Consider the following 23026-nt stretch of genomic DNA (forward strand, 5'->3'; position numbering starts at 1 on the left):
TAACTAGCCAAAGCTCACCTCGCGCAAACCTTTGTCGTTCATGGACATCGCGGTGGGGCCGATCACGCCGGGCAGTTCGCCTTCCTGGAATTCAAAAGGGGCGGTCTCGCGTTTCTGCTTGAAAGCACGGTCTGCCAGGTACAGCTTGTTGGCCACGTGCAGGTCTTCCGGCACGCGCTGGCCGTTGGCGACGTAGTGCAGGTTGAGCTTGTGGCGGATCACCACGTCTAGCACGTTGCCGATGGTGGCAGCTTCATCAAGCTTGGTGATGATGCAGCCGGCCAGACCGGAGCTGGAGTAGGCATGCACCACTTCATTGAGAGTGCCACCAGTGGCGGTGGCGTTCAGGCACAGCAGGCGCTTGATGTCCACGCCGGCACCGGCCAGCATGGCGTCCTGCTCGGCCACCATCTGGTCGCGCTGGCCTACCCCTGCGGTATCGATGAGCACGGTGTGCTTGCCCTTGAGTTCTTCCAGGGCGATGCGCAGGTCGGTCTCGTCCTTGACCGAGTGCACCATCACACCCAGGATCTTGCCGTAGATGCGCAATTGTTCGTAGCCGCCGATACGGTAGCCGTCGGTGGTGATCAAGGCCAGCTTGCCGGACCCGTGGCGCATGACGCAGCGTGCGGCCAGCTTGGCAGTGGTAGTGGTCTTGCCCACGCCGGTGGGGCCGACCAGGGCGAAGACGCCGCCGTTTTCCAGCAGTTCGTTCTCGTTGGCCAGGGTGTTGAGATTGCGCGCCAAGACCGACTTGACCCAGAACATGATGTCCTGCGACTTGGAGTTGGACGGCAGGTTTTCGGTGATCAGGCGGGACAGGCTGGCCGAGAAGCCGGCGGCCAGCATTTCCTTCAGGACGATGCCCTTGAGCGGCTCACGCTTTTGCGCGCCACCCCAGGAAATCTCGGCCAGCTGAGTTTCCAGCACGCCACGCATGGAGCGGATTTCGCTCATCACCTCGGACAGGATCTCGTCGTAGTCCTTGCCGTCGAATTCAGGCAGCGCCGAACGCGGACGTTGATCCTGTTCGGCAGCATCAGCAGCCCCGGCCGCTGGCGGCTGGGCCGCGGCACTGCCGGCACGACGGCTGCGCCAGACGCGCGCATCGGGGCCGGGTGCTGCTTCTGCTGCGCGGGCGGGTGCGCGGCCCTGGGCCGGCTGGTCCAGCAGGGGCGCCTGCTCGGTACGCTGGGCGCGGGCCGGCTGCTGCGCCAGCGGCGAAGACAGCAGTGCGGGACGCTTGGGCTGCTGCGCCGGCGGCAGGCCGGATTGCTGCTGCAGCGAGGCCGCCTGCGGGCGAGCCCCAGCTTCGCGCGCACCGCTGGGCGCCACCAGGGTGGTCATATCCTCGTTGGCCATGGCCAGGATCTCCACCCCGTCGGGAATATTGCGGTTGGAGAGAATGACGGCATCCGGGCCAAGCGCCTCGCGGACCTGACGCCAGGCCTCGCGAGAAGAATTGGCGATAAATTTCTTGACGTTCATGCTTGCCCTCCAACTAGGCTGGTAACTTTAATCGTTTTCGATTCTGGCACTTCAGCGTGCGACAACACGCGCAACTGCGGCATGGCACGACGCAGGAAGCGCGCCATCAGCGTGCGCAGCGGCGCCCCCACCAGCAGTACCGGCGCGTAGCCAAGCTGCTCCTGGCGCTGCGCCGCGATTTCGGTCTGCTGTACCAGCGAATCGGCCAGACCCGGCTCGATACCGCCGGTGTCGCCGCTGGCCTGCAGCGCCTGCATGAGCAGACGTTCGAGCTTGGAGTCCAGCGCCATGACCGGCAACTCGCTCTCGCCCGGGAAAATCTGTTGCACGATGGCCCGACCCAGCGCGATGCGGACGATGGCCGTGAGATCGGTCGGGTCCTGGATGCGCGCGGCGTGCTCGGCCAAGGTTTCGATGATAGTGCGCATATCGCGAATGTGCACGCCTTCGGTGAGCAGGTTCTGCAACACTTTCTGCAAGGTACCCAGGGGCAACATCTTCGGCACCAGATCTTCCACCAGCTTGGGCGCTTCCTTGGCCAGGTGGTCCAGCAGGCTCTGCACTTCCTGGCGGCCCAGCAGCTCGGAAGCATGGGTGGTGATCAGGTGGTTCAAGTGGGTGGCGACGACGGTGCCGGCGTCGACCACGGTATAGCCCATGGTCGAGGCCTGTTCGCGCAGGCTGTTGTCGATCCAGACGGCCGGCAGACCGAAGGCCGGGTCGGAAGTCATCATGCCCGGCAAGGGGCCGGTCACCATGCCCGGGTTGATCGCCAGATATTGGCCGGCATGGGCCTCGCCATTGCCCACTTCCACGCCTTTGAGGGTGATGCGGTAGGCCGAGGGTTTCAATTCCAGATTGTCGCGGATATGGATGGGCGGTGACAGGAAGCCGACTTCCTGGGCGAATTTCTTGCGGATGCCCTTGATGCGCTTGAGCAGTTCGCCGCCCTGCCCCTTGTCCACCAGCGGGATGAGGCGGTAGCCCACTTCCAGGCCCAGGGTATCGACCGGCATGACGTCGTTCCAGCTGGCCTCCTCGCCTTCGGCGGGCGCGGCCGCAGCTGCTGCGGCTTGCGGCGTGGCGGCAGCACTTTCGGCCTTGGCGGTCTGGACGCGCTTGCTGATGGCATACGCACCACCGCCCATGGCAGCCGCCAGCAGCAGGAAGGCGATATGCGGCATGCCCGGGATCAGGCCCATGCCGCCGATGATGACGGCGGTGATGTAGAGCACTTCCGGCTTGGCGAAGAGCTGGTTGATCAGTTGGCCGCCCACGTCCTGGTCGTTGGCCACGCGCGAGACCACCACACCGGCGGCCGTCGAAATGATCAGCGAGGGAATCTGCGCCACCAGGCCATCACCGATGGCCAGCAGCGTGTAGTTCTTCAGTGCGGCGTCGAAGGCCAGGTCGTGCTGGACCATCCCCACCACCAGACCGCCGACGATGTTGACCACGGTCACGATGATGCCGGCGATGGCGTCGCCGCGCACGTACTTGGAGGCACCGTCCATGGCACCGTAGAACTCCGACTCCTGTGCCACTTCCTTGCGGCGGGCGCGGGCCTCGGGCTCACCGATCAGGCCGGCGTTGAGGTCGGCGTCGATCGCCATCTGCTTGCCCGGCATCGCATCCAGGGTGAAGCGCGCGCCCACTTCGGCGATACGGCCGGCACCCTTGGTCACCACCATGAAGTTGATGATGGTCAGGATCACGAACACCACGATACCGACCGTGTAGTTGCCGCCGATCAGGAAGTGACCGAAGGCTTCGATCACCTTGCCGGCGGCGTCCGGGCCGGTATGGCCCTCGGTCAGCACGACCCGGGTCGAGGCCACGTTCAGTGACAGGCGCAGCATAGTCGACACCAGCAGCACCGCCGGGAAGGCGATGAAATCCAGCGGCTTGACAGTATAGAGCGCCGTCATCAGCACAATCACCGAGAGCGAGATGTTGAAGCTGAACAGCAGGTCCAGCATGAAGGCTGGCAGCGGCAGCACCATCATCGCCAGCATCATGACGATCAGGATCGGCGCGGCGAAGGCCTTGCCGCTCTTGATCGGCACCCAGGCCGGAATTTTCATCGTATTGAGTTTGGTCGCCATCGTTACTGCCTGCTTCTATTCTTGGGGCCGCGTGTCTTGGGAGGGGCAGTGGCCGGATCGAGGTCCTTGGGCACGGCCAGGTCGGTCGGTTCCACCGGACGGTCGCCACCGAACTTGCCAAAGGTGCGCAACTGGAACACGTAGGCCAGCACCTCGGCCACGGCGGTATAAAGGGCTTCGGGGATCTCGTCGCCGATCTCGGTATGGGTGTGCAAGGCGCGCGCCAGGGGCGGTGCTTCCAGCAGCGGCACCTTGTGCTCGCGCGCCAGTTCGCGGATCTTGGCGGCGATGTCGTCGGCACCCTTGGCCACCACCTTGGGTGCACCCATCTTGCCTTCGGTATATTTCAGCGCGACCGCATAGTGGGTCGGGTTGGTCACCACCACGTCGGCGGTAGGCACCTCGGCCATCATGCGGCGGCGTGCCATGGCGCGCTGCATTGCGCGGATCTTGCCCTTGACGTGAGGATCGCCTTCGGATTCCTTGTGCTCCTGCTTGACCTCTTCACGCGTCATGCGCAGCTTGCGGCCGTAGTTCCAGATCTGATAAGGGACGTCCAGTACGGCAATGAGGATCAGCGCCGACACGATGGTGATGAAGCTCACCCATAGCAGATACGCCGAATGGGCGCCGGCGGTCTTGAGCGATTCCACGCCCAGCCCCAGCACGGCATCAATCTGGCCGCGAATGGCCAACCAGGCAACGGTCCCCACCAGCAGCGTCTTGAGGACAGCCTTGCCCAGCTCGACCAGGGAGTTGACCGAGAACATGTTGCCAAAACCGCTGATGGGATTGAGCTTGCTGAACTTGGGGGCCAGTGATTCGACGTTGAACAGCCAGCCTCCCAGCATCAGGGGCGCGGCCATGGCAGCCAGGGTCATCATGAAGGCGATGGGGATCATGGCAATGGCCACATCCAGCAGATGGGCGCTGAGCATGTTGAACAGCACCACCGGATCGAAGGCCGCGGCACGCTCCATGCTCAGGGTAGCGACCATGATGCGGTCCAGGCTGGTCACGACCGGGCCGCTGAAGGCCCAGACGCAACTACCGCCCACCAGCAGCATCAGGCAAGTGGCCAGCTCGCGCGAGCGCGGCACATCACCCTGCTCACGAGCACGCTCAATGCGTTTACTCGTGGCGGGTTCTGTCCGCTCCATATCGCTGTCTTCGGCCATCCGCCGTATCCCCCTGCAAAACTGCTTGCCCCCCGGCGTCGCGTGCGCTGGACGGATTTCTAGAACAATAGGCTAGGATTATTGGCGACCGGGAGGCGCCATCATCACGGGAATAGGGGCGAAAACGTCCCCCATTTCGGACTAGGCAAAAGCCCCAGGCTCTGCCTTGGACAGAACGGCGCGTCTCGAAGGCGGTGTGCCGCACGCTTCTTCCGGCATAGGAGACACAGGGCAAAGTCAGATTTGCATGTTGAATGTGATACGTGGCATTTCCACGACATGCTAAACCAGCAACAATGACGAAGGCCTTGCATATTGCCCATCAGACAATATGCAAGGCCTTCGATGAAGATACCCGCAGGATCAGAAGCCCAGGCTCTCCAGCAGATCGTCCACCTGCCCCTGGTTGGCAATGACATCCTTGCCGGCCGGGTCGATCTGGGGGCCATTGAGCAGGCCCGTGTCTTCACGCTTGGTTTCCGAGGGCGAGTAATCGACCAGCAGTTGCACCAGTTGCGACTCCAGGTCGTGTGCCAGCTTGGTGACGCGCTTGATGACCTGACCCGTCAGGTCCTGGAAATCCTGCGCCATCATGATGTCCAGCAGTTGCTGCTTGGTCACGCTGCTGTCTTCGCCAGCCTGCGCCAGGAAGGCCGAGGTGCGGGCACCCAGTTCGCGGTACTGGGCTTCCGAGAAGCTGCCGGCGGTAGCCGCTTCCCACTGCGCCTTGAGCTCGCCGGCACCGTCGTGGATGCGCTCCTGCAAGGGGCTGGCCAGTTCAGTGGCATTGAGCACACGCTGGGCGGCCTGTTCGGTCATGCGGGCCACGTATTCCAGGCGGTCACGCGCGTCGGGCATGTCGCTGGCGGCGCGCTCCAGCAGGCGGTCGAAGCCCAGACCGCGCAAGCTGTCGTGCAGGTTGCGCGTCATGTGGCCGATACGGACCAATACCTCTTCGCTGACCGCGGCACCATCGGTGGACGCGGTACGGGCGGGATTGAGGCCGCCTTCCACCTCAGCCACCTGCAGCCATCTTTTCGAAGATCTTGCCCAGCTTCTCATCCAGCGTGGCCGCGGTGAAAGGCTTGACCACGTAGCCGTTGGCACCCGCCTGGGCAGCAGCGACGATGTTTTCCTTCTTGGCTTCGGCGGTGACCATCAGCACGGGCAGCTTGGACAGGGCCGGGTCCTTGCGGATTTCCTGCAGCATGGTCAGGCCATCCATGTTGGGCATGTTCCAGTCGGAGACGACGAAATCGAACTGGTCGCTACGCAGCTTTTGCAGCGCCTGCACGCCATCTTCGGCCTCGTCCACATTGGTGTAGCCCAATTCCTTGAGCAGATTGCGCACGATGCGGCGCATGGTCGAGAAATCGTCGACGACTAAGAACTTGGTATTGGGACCCGACATGCTAAGACTCCATCTGAACAATTGAATTCGTGGATAACGGCAAGTGCCTACGCTCACTTGAACCGAATCCTTCTTATCTTCCCAGCTTGAGGTGAACCCTCAGGCTGCCTCTCATATGCAACGCATTGTAGTGCAGCAATAGCAAATTTGGCAGAACAATAAGCGTATCGTGCAGCTTCAGACCCGCAGGGCACGGCTTCCGTGTTCCGCCAGCCACGCCAGCACCCTGCCCGGCATGGCCTGCAGCGAAAGAACCTCATGCGCCGCACCAATGGCGATGGCTTCGCGGGGCATGCCGAAGACCACGCAGGAGGCCTCGTCCTGGGCAAAGTTGTAGGCGCCGGCATTGCGCATTTCCAGCATGCCCTGTGCGCCGTCCTTGCCCATACCGGTCAGGATCACGCCCACGGCGTTCTTGCCGGCGCAGGTCGCCGCCGACTGGAACAGCACATCCACCGAGGGCCGGTGGCGGTTTACCGGCGGGCCCTGGTCGAGCTGGGTCATGTAGTTGGCGCCGCTGCGCACCAGCTTCAGGTGGGAATGGCCGGGTGCAATATAGGCGTGCCCCGGGAGCACGCGCTCGTTGCCGGCCGATTCCACCACTGAAATCTTGCACAGGTTGTTCAGGCGCTGAGCGAAGGAACGGGTGAATCCTTCGGGCATATGCTGGGTGATCAGGATGCCGGGGCAGTCGGAAGGCATGCGGATCAGGAATTCCTTGATGGCCTCGGTGCCGCCGGTGGAAGCACCGATGATGATCAGCTTTTCGCTACTGGTGAGCGGATTGCGGATCTGCGGCAAGGCCTCGCCGGGGGTGGCAGCCTGCTCGGCCGCACGTGACGGGCGAGCGCGCACGCGGGCCTTGGCGGCGGCGCGGATCTTGTCGGCGATCATGTCGGCATATTCCTGCATGCCGCTCTGGATCGAGATCTTGGGCTTGGTGACGAAATCGATGGCGCCCAGTTCCAGCGCCCGCAGGGTGATTTCGGAACCACGCTCGGTCAGCGAAGACACCATCACCACCGGCATGGGGCGCAGGCGCATCAGCTTTTCCAGGAAATCCAGGCCGTCCATGCGCGGCATTTCCACGTCCAGCGTCAGCACGTCCGGGTTGGTCTGCTTGATCAGCTCGCGGGCGATGATCGGGTCGGGCGCCACGCCCACCACTTCCATGTCCGGCTGGCTGCCGATGATTTCGCGCATGACACTGCGGATCAGTGCGGAGTCGTCGACGATAAGAACTTTAATTTTCATCACTCAATCACTCTAATTTCGGAATCACCCTGCTGACTGATCATGGCCGTCAGAACAGGTCCACCTCGCCGCCCACCGGCTTGGTGACCAGCTTGCTGGCGTAGGCTTTTTCGCGGTCCACCAGGGTATTGTTGTGCATCTGTTTCAGCTTTTTCACCAGCACCTTGCCGGTACGGGGGAAGAAATACACCTTGCGGGGATAGATATCGTTCAGGTCCTCGGCCACCACACGGATGTTTTCTGCCTTGAGGTAGCGCCGTACGAATTCGGCATTGCGCTCGCCCACGTTGATGGCCGAAAAGCCGCGTAGCACGTTGCCGCCGCCGAATACCTTGGCTTCCAGGTTTTCGCGCCGGCCCCCGGCCTTGAGCACTTCGTTGATCAGCACTTCCATGGCATAGGTGCCATAACGGGCCGAGGCCGAGATCGGACTGCCATCGTCACCACCCCCGTCGGGCAACATGAAATGGTTCATGCCACCAATGCCGGAGACACGATCCCGGATACAGGCCGAGACGCAGGAGCCCAGCACGGTGACGATCATCATGTCCTTGCCGGTGAAGTAATACTCGCCCGGCAGGATCTTGGCGGCGTCGCAATCGAAGGTGCGGTCGTAGTAGAGATTGGTGGCAATCTGCTCGGACGCCTGACTCATGGCTTGGTCCTTGCGCCACGCTGCGTTGCGTTGAGTTCATAGACCGTCTTGCCTTTGAGCTTGAGGGCATCGGAGACATACAGGAAGTTCTCCGAATGGCCGGCGAACAGCAAGGCATGAGGCTTCATCAATGGAACGAATCGGGACAGGATCTTGCTCTGGGTAGGTTTATCGAAATAGATCATCACGTTGCGACAGAAGATCACATCGAACTGACCGTTGATGGGCCAGCCATCGGCCAGCAGGTTCAGTTGCTTGAAGGTGATCAGCTTGCGCAATTCCGGGCGCACGCGCACGTAACCCTCATGGTTACCCTTGCCGCGCAGGAAAAACTTCTTGACCCGTTCGGGCGACATCTTTTCGATGCGCTCCATGGGATAGACGCCATTGGCGCCGGTGGCCAGGACATTGGTATCGATGTCGGTGGCCACGATCTGCACCGGTGGCGTCATCGAGCCATAGGCCTCGCAGGCGGTCATGGCGATGGTATAGGGCTCTTCCCCGGTAGAAGCCGCCGAGCACCAGATGGTGGCCGGCTCCTTCAGGGTCTTGAGGAAATCCGCCAGGATGGGGAAATGGTGAGCCTCGCGGAAGAACGAGGTCAGGTTGGTGGTCAGGGCGTTGGTGAAGGCTTCCCACTCGTCGGAGTCGTGGGTGCGTTCGAGCATGTCGAGATACTGCTGGAAGGAAGTGATGCCGGTGGCCCGAAGGCGCCGCGCCAGGCGGCTGTACACCATCTCCTGCTTGCTGTCGGCCAGGGCGATCCCGGCCCGCTGGTAGATCAGGCCACGCACGCGCTCGAAATCACGGCTATTGAAATCGAACTCCTTGCCGGATGATTCGCCCTTGCTTGGCACCGTAGGCTTCACTGTCTTTCCTTCCCTCGCGCAGCCCGCTCGCAGGCCGGCCACTTGCTGTCTATCGCCCGTCCCATGCGGGCGAGCGTCCCCTCGTCGAATAATCTAACAGGCGCCGGACGGGGTCAAGCGAATCAGCCTCGGAAATGAAATGGTTTTACCCCCCTATTGCGACAAGTCAATCCGACACGGGCATGCATACCCTTCTCAAACCTTGGAAATCCTCACCGGCCTTGCCCCGCGCGGGGCGGCCGACGCCCGTACTGCAGTGGACGGCGCCAGGGTGGCAGACGTAGTAGTCGAGACCACCGGTACCGCCGCAGGCGCAGCCGCATGGCTGGACCGATAGCCGACCCGGAAGCCGCCCCAGTGCTTGCCATTGACATAGATCGGCACCGACAGGTCGTGCATCACCTCACCGGTATCACGCTTGTAGGTCTGCAGCAGGAAAGGCTTGGTATTGGCCCCGCAGCGCTTGCCGGTGCGGTCACTGAAGATGCGCTTGGTACGATTGTTGACCAGGTCGACATCATAATTGCCGGTCAACGGCTGGGAAAACTTCTTGTTGTGAGTAGGAAAGTAGCCGTTGTTGTCCACCGCACCGGCATAGGCCAGTTGCGGCATGCGCTCCAGCAGCGCCTCTTGCAGTGCGGGCAATACGCGGTCGGTAAAGCCGTCGAACTGGCTGGAGTGTTTTTGTGGCGAGGTATTGGCAATCGGCTTGTAAGTGCGATCGAAGAGCGCCGCCTCGGAAATCTGCCCGACGCGGATCGCCTTTTCGAACAGGCTCCCCACAGCCTGCGCGGCTTCTGAGGCGGCCTCGCGGATCTCATCATGACCGCTGCGCGCACCGCCATCGACGATGGCCTCGAACACCGCCTCCGCCCGCTCTGACAGCAGCATCGCCGACGCCGCCACGCGGGGCAGCTCACCGTCGGTCTGCAGCATGCCGTTGCGGATGTCGGTGATGGCCTCGGCGATTTCCTGAGTCGTCTGGACATGTTCGCGCGAGGCCACAGCGATTTCCTCGATCTGCTCCTGCGACTGGCTGGACGAACGCTCGATGCTGTTGAGCAGCGTATGCACCTTTTCCACGTTCTGGGCCGCTTCCAGCACCCTGCTGCTCAGGGAGTTCATGCCCGAGGCTGCCCGCTCGGCCTCTTCAGTGATGGCGCGCACCATGACGCCGATGTCGTCGGTGGCTTCCTTGGTGCGCTGGGCCAGTTGCCGCACCTCCCCTGCCACCACCGCAAACCCGCGCCCCTGCTCGCCGGCGCGCGCGGCCTCGATGGCCGCGTTCAATGCCAGCAGATTGGTACGGGCGGCGATTTCACTGATGACCTCGGTAATGCCATGGATGCGGCGCGACTTTTCCTGCAGCTGCGCCATCATCGACGATGCCGACAGGGCGTCGGTGCGCGCCTGCCCGATCTGCTGCAGGCCGCGATCGACCTCGGCCCGGCCGCTGACGCTCTCGGTACGCACTTCGGCGGCGATCGCCGAGGCGCGCTCCGCATTGGCGGCAATCTGCTCGGTGGTGGCCGCATTCTGCTCGGCGCTGGCAGCAATCCGATCGGCCGCTCCCACGTCCTTGCTGATCTTGTTCTTGATGGTATCGACGAAGAACGAGGTTTCAGCGGCACCGATCATGATGTGATCAATTTCGCCGCTGATCCTGTCGACCATCGCATCGCCACGAGGCTGCCCACGGCCGCGCGCCAGCGCAAAACCGACCAGGCCCAGCAGCACGGCCACGCAACTGACCAAAGGTGCCGCCAGCCAGCGCCCTGCCCCCATGGCATCCAACGCCAGCGCCGCACCGCCACCGAGTACCAGCCCGGCCAACCAGGGCAATGCCACCTGCCAGGCCTGCGACGTCACCCCGGCGCCGGCCGCCCGCGCACTTTTGTTCTTCGCCATCGATGTCTCCTTGCGGGTAGCCCCGCTTCTTTTATTTCCGCCCTGGGCAGAGTTGGCTGCGGACGAAACATGACGCAACACGCCGCATTGTCCCGAGGCTATAGCGCAGAGCTTACGTATAACTGAATAAAACTGCACATGGGCAAGTATTTTTTCACAGCATGGGAATGTATGCAGTGTCCCGGATTGCGGCAAAACGCCCCTCACCTCATGCAGCCCTGGACAGCTTATAATGGCGGCTTTATAGGATAGGGGGGTATGGTATATGGCACACCTGAAGCAAGACAAGGATGCCCTGCTCAACCGTGTGCGACGCATCGGCGGCCAGGTCCAGGCCCTGGAACGTGCACTGGAAGGTGACGCCGAGTGTGGCCGCACCCTGCACCTGGCCGCCGCCATCCGCGGCGCGGTGCACGGCCTGATGGACGAATTGATCGAAGCCCATGCCCGCGAACATGTGGCCCGCCCCGGGCTGACCGACGAGGAACGCAAGCAGGGACTGGAAGAAGTCCTGGAAGCCATCCGCCGCTACGCCAAATAAGGAAACGACATGCCAAGCACCTCCCCCTTGCGCCATGACCACGTCTATCTTGGCGTCAACCACGACCGCAATACCCGCCGCACCCTGTGGGTGGTCGCCCTCACCGCCGTGATGATGGTGGCCGAAATCGCTGCAGGCTACCTGACCGGATCGATGGCACTGCTGGCCGACGGCTTTCACATGGCGACCCACACTGGCGCGCTGGCCATTGCCGCCGGCGCCTATGTATTCGCCCGCCGCCATGCTCATGATGGGCGCTTCAGCTTCGGCACCGGCAAGGTCGGCGACCTGGCCGGCTTCGCCTCCGCGCTGGTACTGGCGGTGATTGCCATCGGCATCGGCGGCGAATCCCTGTGGCGCCTGGCCAGCCCGAGTACGGTCGATTTTAGCGAAGCCATCCCGATCGCCGTGGTCGGACTGATCGTCAACATCGCCAGCGCCTGGCTGCTAATGGAGGGGCATCATGGGCATCATGGGGATCACGACCATCACGGTCATCCGGGTCATCACGATCATGATCACGGGCATGCGCATGAACACCATGCCCATCCTCAGGACGGGCATGGACACGGCCACCATCACCATGGACACGACAACAATCTGCGCTCGGCCTATCTGCACGTCGTGGCCGACGCCCTGACCTCGGTGCTGGCCATTGCTGCCCTGCTGGCTGGCCTCTATCTGGGCTGGACCTGGCTGGATCCCTTGATGGGGGTGGTGGGTGCCGTGGTCATTGCACGCTGGTCGTATAGCCTGCTGCGCTCCAGTGCGGCGGTGCTGCTCGACGTGACCGACGCCCAGGTCGCTGCCCGCATAGAGCAGGCGCTGGCCGGCGCGGAGGTACAGATCGATGACCTGCATGTCTGGCGCATTGGACCGACTGCGCGGGCGGCAATTGTGAGCGTATCCGCCGCGAAGGCGACTTCTGAAGACCTGCTTCGCCAGAAATTGTCGGAAGTGGACGGTCTGCGACATCTCACGCTGGAATTGCGACTGCGCTGATACCGTCGTGGTGAGCCCCCCCCCACACACAGAAATGAAAAACAGCGGCCGAGGCCGCTGTTTTCGCGTTATGTGCCGCTTTTCTTACACCTGCATGCATCATTCGGCATCAATCAGCGCCAGCCGCGATGCCAGCCATAGTGCGGATGATGCCAGCCCCAGCCGTAATAGGAATGGTATTCCCAGACCCAGCCGGGTCCGGGCGAAGCGTAGGTCGGCTGCACGTAGACCACACCCGGGGGCGCAACGTAGGTCGGCTGTGCCACGTAGGCGGGCCGTACGCTGGGTGGTGCGACCACGCAGCCGCTCAGGGCCGTGACCACGGCCACGGCCGGAATCAATAGTAGGGATTTCATGCTTGCGCTCCTGATCTTGTTTGGCGGAATGTGCCGGCTAGGGTTGGCCGGCTGCCACTTATAAGTGGTGATCAGATAACGGATGGGGTTAAGCACGGGCGGACGCGGAATTGTGTGTTTATGTAACCTCGCCCCCCCGTTCCCGCCAGGTTCAAGCCCCACGCGAAATCGATCACGCCAATGAAGAGCTCGCGCGGGTCGAACCTGATGGAATCTTTCGCCCCATGAAAGCAGCCAATGGGCGTTCGAAGTACCGGTTGATCAGGTAGGCAAAAGCGATCATCGTGGCGCAAACCAGCGCCAACAACAGCCACTTGTCCAGCCTGTTACCGATCAGGTTGTAGAGCACCAGCCCGACGTTCAAGTGGATCAGATAGATCGGGTAGGACAGACTGCCTAGCAGGCGTGAAACACCTGCATAGGTGGCAGAGGTCGATCGACGGGTGATGACCACGACAAACAGCAGGTAGAACGCCGTGCAAATGACGACAACCGTTTCATTGTAGTAGGCAAGGCCCGTGTAATGGGCGGCCCGCCGCACCAGGTCCAGAAGCTCATAGTGGATGCCCACGGGTAGGGTCAATACCAGTAGCGCGAGCCGGAACCACGTAACACCTCGCTTGGAAATGCGATAGAAGAGACAACCGGCGATGAAAAAGCTGGCGAAATTGGTAATGAAATACTTTTCCACCAGCTCGCTCTTCAAAAAGATCTGCAGGATCGACAACAATAACCAAGCGGCCAAGACCCATTCAATCCTCGCCATCTGCCCCAGGAGCAGGACGAAAAGAACCAGAAGATAGAACTTCAATTCCACGAGCAACGTCCAGTAGACCCCATCGACAAAACCAATGCCGAAGAATCCGTTGAGCATGGTCATGTTCAACACATATCGCGGCACGGTGAGATGAAAGATATGGTTGATGAAGATATAGGTGAGAACGAAGCTGACTGTGCAGCAGAACCAGTAGGCAGGATACAGACGCAGCACCCGCGAGCGCAGGAAGACACGAGGCGTGACGTTCTCCGAACTCATCAAGATGACGAAACCGGAAATCATGAAAAACAGATTGACTGCCAGGTAGTTGTACTTGACGAAGTTGGCAACTTCGCCATAGAACACTGGAGAGTAATCATCCCCCTGTGCAAAACCGCGGACCAGATAATGCAGCAGCATGACACCGACTGCGGCGCAAAAACGAAGGATGTCAACGTCGTGATAGCGCCGATGGGCTTGGGTAGATTGCCCGGGCTGATTTGACTGGTTCATCGCGAGGTCACTCCGCAAATTCTGTAGAGACCTCGCGCAAGGCGATGCGGTTGCAGTAATTCGGAGTTTTTTCTCGCACAGCACAAAGCGCCATGCCCTATTCGGGCCGAACCGGGGGCATCAAAAGTGAGGCAGCAAAGAAAAACAGCACTGGAATCAAGCTCTCGCCTAATCACAGTGCTGTTTATGCGTGACTTTCGTCACGCTTTCAAATTGATTGGTCGGGACGGTGTGATTCGAACACACGACCCCTTGCACCCCATGCAAGTACGCTACCAGGCTGCGCTACGCCCCGACTGAAGACAAAGATTATAGCAGCGAATATGCTATTAATTCAACTGTTTCTCAAAAACATTTTTAAATTTTTCGGGCAGCTTCGCGAGGGCATCATTCCGGATCGCACGAACACACTGTTCAACCGCGATCCCGCAGCGTCGCCGCCGTATTCGTTCAGCGACCGCCAAAGAATTCGTTGAGCAAGAAATTCTGCAAGCCCTTGGTGTCTTCCGGCCGGGCAGAAAGTGTCACCACTCTACCCAGTCGCTGCGAGTCGAAATTGAAATCGCCTTGATAGTAACGGCGGATGAGCGCAATCATGTTGTCGACCACAGCCAGCTGCACATTGCCGCCAAAGCCTGCATCCACTTCGATCAACTGATTCTGGCTCCGGCGCTGATCCGTGGTCCAGCCGCGGAAACTGTATTGCGCTACCCGCGGCCCCATGCTGATGATCTGGAAGACGCCGTTCGTGCCGCGTCCCCGTTTATCCTGGAAGGCGATGTTGGCACGGGCAATGTCATTGGCCGAAGGGTTTTCGGCAGCTCGCGCCGCCGCATTCTCCTGCGCCGCCGCCTGCTCTGCTTCTTCACGCCTTTGGCGATTGCGATTGGCGAAAGTCATGAAGTCTTCGGCAGGTGCCGCCTGAACCGACGCGGACGCATTGCTGCTGGGCGTGGGCGCCGTTGGGAGCTGCGACGCCTGACGCGCAGGTGTCGGACTGTGCCGGGGTGCCGACCTGGTCACCGGCTTCTTGGGGGGAGGCTGGACTTTCTTGGGTTCCGGTACAGCCTTGGGTGGCTCCGGTTGCTCCACGCGCACCGGGGCTGGCGGACGTACGAAGCTGACCTGCAAGGGGGCATCGGGTCGACCTGGAGACTCCAGCTTGAGCGGCGCCTCATTGAGCTTGGCCCGCACAAACATGAATACCGCCGCATGGACAAGTACGGACGACACGATGCCCAGCATCGTGCGACGCTGGGAGCGGGAAATAATATCTGATCGGGTCGACGAAACGTTAAAACTCATACCATGTGGCGACAGCAGTGGGCGGCCGATCTGCGGTCGATGCCATTACGCTACGGATGGAGCGCCCATGCACCCCAACCTACACCCACCCCATCAGGCCCATCTATCAAGGAAGGCAACATTCTAGCCGGTTTTGCCATGGACACAGCGAGTTCAAGCCACGGGTACTGCTTACCAGGCAGCTCAACGCCAGCGCCCTCGCCCACCCCAGCCATTGCTGTAGCCAAAGTAGAAGGAAGACGACGGATAGCTGTACGCCGGATACGCGGGATAGGATGGATAAGCGTAATAGGGGGAATAAACCGGTTGGGCGGGATAGACGGCAGCACCATTGTATGGACTGACGGGCACAGCCACGCAGCCGCCCAGCAACAAGGAGGCAGGCAAGGCGGCCAGCAGAAGACCGCGATAGAGCGGTACACGGACAGAGGGCTTCATAGGCATTACTCCTTGGGCGCAGTTTGCCAACATCGCACTATCGCTTAGTCGCTTCCGACCAGCCACCCTCCTTACCTTTTGTTACGCGCTTCAGCTTCAATTGACAGTCTACGAAGAAATCTTCAGCCCCGCGGCTTTTGCCACCGTTGCTACTGTCTATACCTGCAAGGCCATAATCAAACCGGACCCGGCTTATATAATCACGCCAAAGCCAGCAGCAGCAACGCCGGCTGTCCGCTGCACAAAGCATCACGAGACCTTTCCAACACGCCTGACGCCGCAATGCGCATGGCCTGAGCCTACGAACCCACCATGACCTCTGCCCGCCCCTCCTTGCCCAAACCCATCATCGTCATCGCGCCCGATTCGTTTAAGGGCTCTCTCTCGGCTGAAGAAGTCGCCGCGGCCATCGGCGCCGGGATCTCGGCCGCAATTCCTGATGCCCAAGTCCGGCTTTGTCCCATCGCCGACGGTGGCGAAGGCACGCTCGACGCGCTCATGCATGCGGGCGGCGAACGCTTCACCATCAATTGCCGCAATGCCGCCGGACAAGACGCGAACGCACCCGTGGGCATCCTCAAGGATGGCAGTGCCGTCGTGGAATCGGCTGCCATCGTCGGACTGACCGACCCGACAGGAACAGGCGTAGCTGTGCAATTGCGCACCACCCTAGGCGTAGGCGACGCGATCAAGAGCCTCCTGGATCGCGGCGCGCGCCGATTCCTGGTGGCGCTGGGCGGCAGCAGCACCAATGACGGCGGCGCCGGCCTGCTCGTGGCCCTGGGCGCGGTATTGCGGGATGGTGCCGGCGAGGCGATACCACCGCAACCCGCGCAGCTACACCGGGTAGTCAGCATTGATGTGTCCGCGTTGGACCCACGCATCAAGGAAGCCCATTTCGTGGCCATGTCCGACGTCGATAATCCCCTGTGCGGCGAAGAGGGCGCAACGGCGGTCTTCGGACCGCAAAAAGGCGTGGCGGCCGATCAGGTTGCGGTAATAGACAGCGCCTTGCGACATTTCGCCAGCGTCCTTGAGCCGGCACTCGGCCGCCGGGCCTCGGATCAACCGGGCGCGGGGGCCGCGGGTGGTCTGGGGTATGCACTGCTGATGCTGGGTGCGCAATTCCGCTCGGGCGCAGAAACGGTGGCCGACCATATCGGACTGGATGATGCGCTGGCAGGTGCCGACTGGCTCATCACGGGCGAAGGTCGCAGCGACGCCCAGACTTTGCACGGCAAGGCCCCCTTCATCGCAAGCCAGCGCGCGCGCCGCGCGGGCGTCCCCACAACTCTGCTCTCCGGAGGCATTGATAGAACGTCGCTGGAAAAGCTGCAGACCGGGTTTTCCGGCTGCTTTTCCATCAGCTTCGGCCCCATGAGCCTGCAAGACGCCATTGCACAGGCGCCGGGATTGCTACGCGACAGCGGCGAGCAGTTGGCGCGCCTGTGGCAAGCCGGCCGTAGCTGCTGACATCCCCCACCCCGCAGATTCCTGCGGGATCAGCTTCCATCACCCAGCCCCCTTCCACCGAAGCAACCTGATGCGGCATGGCATTGCGCATCAGGTCGTTTGTCTTTTTCTCGACCCGTATCCGCAACATTTTTCGGACAAGACAGCGGGTCACAATGTGTCAATAAACTCACGCCAATTTTTACCGCCAGGCAAATGTAAAGTGCGGCAATTTAAAATTGCAAAAAATGTAATTTAATTTCGCGAGAAAAATTATCTTTTTATCTATTTTTAGGCGATTTTAGTTATTAATTCGACAAATAAATTGCCCCGTGGATTTGTTCGTTACCGCACCGCAATAAAGCTCATCAATTCCCTGGCAGAAACTCTCGTAATCCTTTACTGGAGCGGGTTTCAGGCGATAAGAAAATTCAAAAAAAAGCTGATTTCGGGCTGATTTTTATTGCTCAGCCAGTGAACGCAATGTTATATTTCCGACATCAACACATTATTTGTTAAATCCTGTCAGTTTTTGTCAGGATGAGATGATTTTTTGGCAACAAAAAGATTGACTGCGACGAAGCTGTCCCAGGGCAATCCAGCATCAAAGTGAGTTGATTTGCTTTTGAATGGAGAGCGCCACGCGCAATCCTCGTCATAAATAAGATGTGAACCTAAAGGATTGATCCCATGAAAAAACTTCTCGCCGCTTCCGCTGTTGCGCTGGTATTGTCCATGGCTGGCACCGCAGCCCATGCAGACGTCACCACACTGACTCTGGTCCACGATCAGGTCGGCTTCAGCGCCTCCCATACTGGCGCTTTCAGCGATACCTACAACTTCACGATCAGCAACCTGTCGGATCTGTCGTCTTCGGTGACGGCTTCCATCGTTACCCGTTCGAACACTGCTCCGACCACGCTGACCAGCTTCTTGCTGACCAGCATTGCAACTGGCGCCACCTACACCAGCTCTGCCAGCACCAGCATCACCACCACCAACGGCGTGAAGAAGTACGAGACGACTTACGGCATTTTGGCCACTTCGCTGGCGGCCGGCCTCTACAAGCTGACCGTCACCGGCAACGGCTCCTATGGCGGCAACCTGACCCTGATCTCCTCGGTTCCCGAAGCATCCACCACCAGCATGATGCTGGGCGGCCTGGCCTTCGTGGGCATGATGGCGTGGCGTCGTCGCCGCGGCGACCAGAAGCTGTCCATGCCCATGGGCATGACTGCCGCCTGATCAGCAGCAAGGCAATACGTAGAGAAAACGCCCGAGCAATCGGGCGTTTTGTCATTTGGGAGCGAGCTTCGCGCAGGTCTGAAGCAAAGGAAATGACGCGTTCCATGCCGGCGGGTCAAAAAGATGCCCCGCATTATCTGCAGGCCAGGCTGAAAGAGCCGCAAGCGAGCGCAGGATCAGACTTCGTCGATCCTTGCAGCAGCTGAAACCACACGGGCCGGGGCCCCCACCACCGTGGCGCCGGCAGGTACGTCGTGCAACACCACCGACATAGCCCCGATCTTGCACCCATCTCCTAGACGGATGCCACCGAGCACCTGCGCATAGGCGCCGAACTCCACATCATCGCCGATCACCGGAGATGGACCACCGGCATGACGATTGCCGATGGTCACGCCCTGTCGCAAGGTGCAGCCTGCGCCAATGACAGCCTGTTCATTGACGAAGATGTTGCCGAAGTGCCAGATACGCAGGCCGGGACCGATCCTGGCGCCACGTGGAAGGCTGATGCCGAAAGCGGTCTCGGTCAGCCGGAACAGCGGCCAATACAGCGCGTTCTGCAGCTTGCGGGCAAGACCGGGCGGTCTTGCCTCGATACGCCGACCCCAGCGATAGACCCAGATGGCCCAGATCGATTGTTCTTTCAGAAACGGACGGCGCAAGTTATAGCGCTCCAGATCGGCCAGCCAGTCAGGGTCCCGCGACATCTTTTTTCCTCTCAAAATCACTGATTATTCAATCTTCTCTCGGCATCAATCAGCATCAAACGCTATCTTGACGTCTTGTCATTATTTGCGAATAAAAGTTCACTCAATGACAACAAAAAGTATGCACCTATTCAGCGCGGCATTTCGGGCAAAAATGCGACTGTGCAGCGCAACAATATGATAAATTTGTCGAACAAGCCAGTAACTGCAAGCAAATGCCGGGAAATTTCCACTCAGCAAATTTTTGCGGAACTTTTTCTTTCGTATTTGAATCTTTGCACCTGGCCAGATAAGAACATCACAGTTCCTCGCCTTGCCTGCCAGGCGGACGTCGGGAACACGTGACCCCGACGTCGCAACGTCCACCATGACAAGAGCAAATGCCGCCAGCTGAAACTGTCGTATCGATGTCACCGACCTGCCCGCCTCTGCGGTTACCGAAATCACGAGCAGTGGCCGCGATCGGCGCACCTGAGCGGCAAGCGAAGCGTCGTTGCTAACCAGGATGACCTCCCTGCGCGGCAGGCACCCAGCCATGGCGCACCGAACTCCCTCACATGAAAGCACTTCCATGACCACCGTATCACACCGCCCCGACATGACGAACACGCTGGCGCCTCGGCCGGCGGCGCTGGGCTGAGGTCCCGCATGCGCTGTATCGCTGTCATTCCGGCACGCTTTGGCTCCAGCCGCCTGCCCGGCAAACCGCTGGCCGACATCCTGGGCAAGCCCATGATCCAGCATGTCTACGAACGCGTGAAGACTCTCGAAGAACTGGCCGATGTGGTGGTGGCCACCGACGATGAACGCATCGTGGCTGCGGTCAACGCCTTCGGTGGCAAGGCCGTCCTGACTTCGCCTGACCATCCTTCCGGTACCGATCGTCTGCGCGAGGTCATGCAACACCATCCGGCCGACCTCTATCTCAACGTGCAAGGTGACGAACCGCTGGTCAATCCGGCGCACCTGCGCAGCCTGCTGCAAGCCATGCTGGGCGCACCGCAGGTGCAGGTCGGCACCCTTTGTCATCCGATCAGTGCCAGCGAGGCGGAGAACCCCAATACCGTCAAGGTCGTACGCAATCGTGCGGGCGACGCGCTGTATTTCAGCCGCGCACGCATTCCCTTTGAACGCGAGTCCACCGGCAAGACGCGCTACTTCAAGCACATCGGGGTCTACGCCTATCGTGCCGAGCTGCTGGCGGCTTTCCCCGAATTGCCGGCCAGCGAGCTGGAGCGCGCGGAAATGCTGGAACAACTGCGCATCATGGATGCCGGCTGGCAGATCCGCGTCATCGAAGTCGATCACGCCGCCACTGGCGTGGATACGCCGGCCTGCCTGGAGCGCGTACGTGCCCTGATGGCTGGCCTGCCCGATCCGGCGCTCAAAGCCGGCAGCCTGGCGGACCTGAAGCTGGTGATCACCGATATCGACGGAGTTCTCACCGACGGCGGCATCTGGTACGACGACAGCGGCGAATGCCTCAAGCGCTTCCACGTGCGTGATGGCATGGGCATCAAGATGCTGCAGGAAGCCGGTGTCAACGTGGCCGTCATCTCCGGCCGCGATTCGGCCACGCTGCGCCGTCGGCTGGCCGATCTGGGCATCACCGTATTCCACCTCGGCGCCAAGGACAAGGCCGCCGCCTGCCAGGACATCATGGCGCAATACGGCGTCGGTCGCGAAGCCACGGCCATGATCGGCGATGACAGCATCGACCTGCCCGGCTTCGCCGCCTGCGACTGGCCGGTGGCCGTCGGCGACGCAGCTGACTACGTCAAGCGCCATGCCCGCATCGTGCTGGCCAAGCCCGGCGGCCACGGCGCTTTCCGGGAATTTTCCGACAGTGTATTGAACGCCCAGAACCGTTCCGCCATCTATGACAGCGTTGCTGGTTATGCCCAGGCCATGAGCCGCATGACGCAGTGACCCGCCCCAACAGAAACAAGTGAGCACACCATGAGAAAAACCGGTATCCGGGTATTCCAGGAACAGGCGCAAGCCCTGAACATGATCGCCGAGCGCCTGGCCGACGAATTCGAACAGGCCGTCGAGCTGATGTACAACACCCGCGGTCGCGTGATCGTCTCAGGCATGGGCAAGTCGGGCATCATCGGCAGCAAGATCGCCGCTACCCTCGCCTCCACCGGCACATCGTCCTTCTTCGTGCACCCGGGTGAGGCCTATCACGGCGACCTGGGCATGTTCACCGAGGCCGATACCGCGATCCTCATCTCCTACAGCGGCGAGACCGAAGAGGTGATCCGCCTGATTCCCTCCCTGCGCCACTTCGGCCTGCGCATCATCGCCATCGTCGGCAAGCGCAATTCGACCCTGGGCAAGAATGCGGATGTGGTCCTGGATGTGTCGGTACCGCGTGAAGCCTGCCCCAACAACCTGGCCCCGACCACGTCCACCACCGCCACCCTGGTGATGGGCGATGCCCTGGCCGTGGCACTGATCGAAAAGCGTGATTTCAAACCCAACGACTTCGCCCGCTTCCACCCGGGCGGCAGCCTGGGCAAGCGCCTGCTCACCCGCGTCAAGGATGTGATGCACACCCAGGTGCCCTGGGTCATGCAAGACACCCCCCTCATCGAGGTGATCGGCCAGATGACCGAAGGTGGCCTTGGTATGGCCCTGGTCAGCGATGACGGCAAGCGCCAGACCCTGAGTGGCGTGATCACCGACGGCGACTTGCGCCGCGCCCTGGCCGCCCGCAAGGACATCTATCACATCACCGCCGCTGACCTGATGAACCGCTCGCCCAAGACCGTCCCGGAAAGCGAAATGTTCGTTGACGCCGAAGCCAAGATGCTGGAACTGAACATCACCGCCCTGGTGGCACTGAACCAGGAACAGCACGTGGTGGGCGTACTCAAGCTGCTGGACGCCAAGCGTCTGTGATTTCGGTGCAAACCGAAGTATTCTCCCCCTCCAGGCGCGACCCGGTCGACGCCGTAATTTGAACAATCACCTCCTGCATGAGGAAACGGAACATGATCAAGATCTTTGATATCGAGGTTGGAAACGAACTGCCCTTCGTCCTTTTTGGCGGCATCAACGTGCTGGAATCCGAACAATTCGCCGTCGATGTCTGCGGTGAATACGTGCGCGTCACCAAGGAACTAGGCATCCCCTATGTGTTCAAGGCCTCCTTCGACAAGGCCAATCGTTCCTCCATCAAGAGCTACCGCGGCCCTGGCCTGGACGCCGGCCTGAAGATCTTCGAAGCCGTCAAAAAGGCACACGGCGTGGCGGTGCTGACCGATGTGCACGAGCCCTACCAGGCCGCCGAAGTGGCCAGCGTCTGCGACGTGCTGCAGCTGCCCGCCTTCCTGGCACGCCAGACCGATCTGGTGATCGCGCTGGCCAAGACCGGCAAGGTGATCAACATCAAGAAGCCGCAATTCGTCAGCCCGCCGCAGATGAAGAACATCGTCGAGAAGTTCGAAGAAGGCGGCAACACCAACGTCATGCTGTGTGACCGCGGCGCCCAGTTCGGCTACGACAACCTGGTGGTGGACATGCTGGGCTTTGGTGTGATGAAGCAGGTCAGCGGCAACAAGCCGGTGATCTTCGACGTGACCCACGCCCTGCAACAGCGCGAATCCGGCGCAGCTGCCTCGGGCGGTCGTCGCGGCCAGGTCACCGAACTGGCCCGCGCGGGCATGGCACTGGGTCTGGCGGGTCTGTTCCTGGAGGCGCATCCCGATCCGTCCAAGGCCCTGTGCGACGGCCCCAGCGCGTTGAAGCTGTCGCAGCTGAAGCCCTTCCTGGAGCAGGTCAAGGCAGTGGACGATCTGATCAAGGGCCTGCCTGAGCTGGATACGCATTGAGCA

The 23026-nt window shown here is 61.0% G+C and carries 22 protein-coding genes and 1 tRNA gene; 7 read left to right on the forward strand and 16 right to left on the reverse strand.

The window, feature by feature from the left end; all coding sequences use genetic code 11:
* Positions 1–3: 3 nt before the first annotated feature.
* From flhF to HWE04_RS13250, 9 genes are all read right to left on the reverse strand, one after another.
* Complete coding sequence (gene flhF, locus HWE04_RS13210; RefSeq protein ID WP_241812666.1) at positions 4–1488, reverse strand: flagellar biosynthesis protein FlhF; 1485 nt, start codon at positions 1486–1488, stop codon at positions 4–6.
* The gene (gene flhA, locus HWE04_RS13215; protein ID WP_006712755.1) at positions 1485–3593 is read right to left on the reverse strand and encodes a flagellar biosynthesis protein FlhA; all 2109 of its coding nucleotides are present in this window, start codon (positions 3591–3593) and stop codon (positions 1485–1487) included. The genes flhF and flhA overlap by 4 nt, the downstream gene beginning before the upstream one ends.
* A 2-nt stretch (positions 3594–3595) precedes the next feature.
* Positions 3596–4771 (reverse strand): flagellar biosynthesis protein FlhB, encoded by a 1176-nt coding sequence (gene flhB / locus HWE04_RS13220; RefSeq protein ID WP_039876338.1) that lies wholly within the window; start codon positions 4769–4771, stop codon positions 3596–3598.
* Between the two features lie 363 nt (positions 4772–5134).
* The gene (gene cheZ / locus HWE04_RS13225) at positions 5135–5794 is read right to left on the reverse strand and encodes a protein phosphatase CheZ (RefSeq protein WP_241812667.1); all 660 of its coding nucleotides are present in this window, start codon (positions 5792–5794) and stop codon (positions 5135–5137) included.
* Complete coding sequence (gene cheY / locus HWE04_RS13230) at positions 5787–6182, reverse strand: chemotaxis response regulator CheY (protein ID WP_006712751.1); 396 nt, start codon at positions 6180–6182, stop codon at positions 5787–5789. Before cheY ends, cheZ begins: the two co-directional genes overlap by 8 nt.
* Before the next feature lie 177 nt (positions 6183–6359).
* Entirely contained in the window at positions 6360–7436 is a 1077-nt protein-coding gene (locus HWE04_RS13235; protein ID WP_039876336.1) for a protein-glutamate methylesterase/protein-glutamine glutaminase, read from the reverse strand.
* A 49-nt stretch (positions 7437–7485) separates the two neighbouring features.
* Positions 7486–8091 carry a chemoreceptor glutamine deamidase CheD gene (gene cheD, locus HWE04_RS13240; RefSeq protein ID WP_241812668.1) on the reverse strand — a complete coding sequence of 202 codons (606 nt, stop codon included), beginning with the start codon at positions 8089–8091 and terminating at the stop codon, positions 7486–7488.
* Positions 8088–8960: a CheR family methyltransferase gene (locus HWE04_RS13245; protein WP_241812669.1), complete on the reverse strand. Its 873-nt coding sequence runs from the start codon at positions 8958–8960 to the stop codon at positions 8088–8090. The genes cheD and HWE04_RS13245 overlap by 4 nt, the downstream gene beginning before the upstream one ends.
* 195 nt (positions 8961–9155) lie before the next feature.
* Positions 9156–10802: a methyl-accepting chemotaxis protein gene (locus HWE04_RS13250; protein ID WP_241812704.1), complete on the reverse strand. Its 1647-nt coding sequence runs from the start codon at positions 10800–10802 to the stop codon at positions 9156–9158.
* A gap of 331 nt (positions 10803–11133) precedes the next feature.
* Here HWE04_RS13250 and HWE04_RS13255 point away from each other — a divergent pair, with 331 nt between their 5' ends.
* A complete protein-coding gene (locus HWE04_RS13255) occupies positions 11134–11409 on the forward strand; it encodes a metal/formaldehyde-sensitive transcriptional repressor (RefSeq protein WP_006712746.1) in 276 nt (91 codons plus the stop codon).
* A gap of 9 nt (positions 11410–11418) precedes the next feature.
* On the forward strand, positions 11419–12411 hold the full coding sequence (gene dmeF / locus HWE04_RS13260) for a CDF family Co(II)/Ni(II) efflux transporter DmeF (protein WP_241812670.1): 993 nt from the start codon (positions 11419–11421) through the stop codon (positions 12409–12411).
* 113 nt (positions 12412–12524) lie between these two features.
* On the opposite strand, the gene HWE04_RS13265 is transcribed toward dmeF, so the two are convergent.
* The 5 genes from HWE04_RS13265 to HWE04_RS13285 form a co-directional block, all read right to left on the reverse strand.
* Positions 12525–12767, reverse strand: a complete 243-nt coding sequence (locus HWE04_RS13265) for a hypothetical protein (RefSeq protein ID WP_241812671.1) — start codon at positions 12765–12767, stop codon at positions 12525–12527.
* Positions 12768–12939: 172 nt separating this feature from the next.
* Complete coding sequence (locus HWE04_RS13270; RefSeq protein WP_241812672.1) at positions 12940–14037, reverse strand: acyltransferase family protein; 1098 nt, start codon at positions 14035–14037, stop codon at positions 12940–12942.
* 218 nt (positions 14038–14255) lie between these two features.
* Positions 14256–14332 (reverse strand) — tRNA-Pro (locus HWE04_RS13275).
* A 155-nt stretch (positions 14333–14487) separates the two neighbouring features.
* The gene (locus tag HWE04_RS13280; protein WP_241812673.1) at positions 14488–15342 is read right to left on the reverse strand and encodes a hypothetical protein; all 855 of its coding nucleotides are present in this window, start codon (positions 15340–15342) and stop codon (positions 14488–14490) included.
* Positions 15343–15525: 183 nt separating this feature from the next.
* Positions 15526–15780 carry a hypothetical protein gene (locus tag HWE04_RS13285; protein ID WP_077237027.1) on the reverse strand — a complete coding sequence of 85 codons (255 nt, stop codon included), beginning with the start codon at positions 15778–15780 and terminating at the stop codon, positions 15526–15528.
* Positions 15781–16092: 312 nt separating this feature from the next.
* Here HWE04_RS13285 and HWE04_RS13290 point away from each other — a divergent pair, with 312 nt between their 5' ends.
* Both HWE04_RS13290 and HWE04_RS13295 read left to right on the forward strand, forming a co-directional pair.
* Positions 16093–17253, forward strand: coding sequence for a glycerate kinase (locus HWE04_RS13290; RefSeq protein ID WP_241812674.1), 1161 nt, complete (start codon positions 16093–16095; stop codon positions 17251–17253).
* A 669-nt stretch (positions 17254–17922) separates the two neighbouring features.
* The gene (locus tag HWE04_RS13295; RefSeq protein WP_006712738.1) at positions 17923–18477 is read left to right on the forward strand and encodes an FxDxF family PEP-CTERM protein; all 555 of its coding nucleotides are present in this window, start codon (positions 17923–17925) and stop codon (positions 18475–18477) included.
* 176 nt (positions 18478–18653) lie between these two features.
* On the opposite strand, the gene HWE04_RS13300 is transcribed toward HWE04_RS13295, so the two are convergent.
* Positions 18654–19184 (reverse strand): serine O-acetyltransferase, encoded by a 531-nt coding sequence (locus HWE04_RS13300; protein ID WP_241812675.1) that lies wholly within the window; start codon positions 19182–19184, stop codon positions 18654–18656.
* A gap of 99 nt (positions 19185–19283) precedes the next feature.
* Entirely contained in the window at positions 19284–19721 is a 438-nt protein-coding gene (locus HWE04_RS13305) for a hypothetical protein (RefSeq protein WP_241812676.1), read from the reverse strand.
* A 111-nt stretch (positions 19722–19832) separates the two neighbouring features.
* On the opposite strand from HWE04_RS13305, the gene kdsB reads away from it, so the two are divergent.
* From kdsB to kdsA, 3 genes are all read left to right on the forward strand, one after another.
* Positions 19833–21113 carry a 3-deoxy-manno-octulosonate cytidylyltransferase gene (kdsB, locus tag HWE04_RS24470; RefSeq protein WP_274620122.1) on the forward strand — a complete coding sequence of 427 codons (1281 nt, stop codon included), beginning with the start codon at positions 19833–19835 and terminating at the stop codon, positions 21111–21113.
* Positions 21114–21143: 30 nt separating this feature from the next.
* Positions 21144–22091, forward strand: coding sequence for a KpsF/GutQ family sugar-phosphate isomerase (locus tag HWE04_RS13320; RefSeq protein WP_241812677.1), 948 nt, complete (start codon positions 21144–21146; stop codon positions 22089–22091).
* Between the two features lie 92 nt (positions 22092–22183).
* Entirely contained in the window at positions 22184–23023 is an 840-nt protein-coding gene (gene kdsA, locus HWE04_RS13325; protein ID WP_077237022.1) for a 3-deoxy-8-phosphooctulonate synthase, read from the forward strand.
* The last annotated feature ends 3 nt before the right edge of the window (positions 23024–23026 follow it).

The organism is Herbaspirillum sp. C7C2 (assembly GCF_022627865.1).
Lineage (GTDB): Bacteria > Pseudomonadota > Gammaproteobacteria > Burkholderiales > Burkholderiaceae_D > Herbaspirillum > Herbaspirillum frisingense.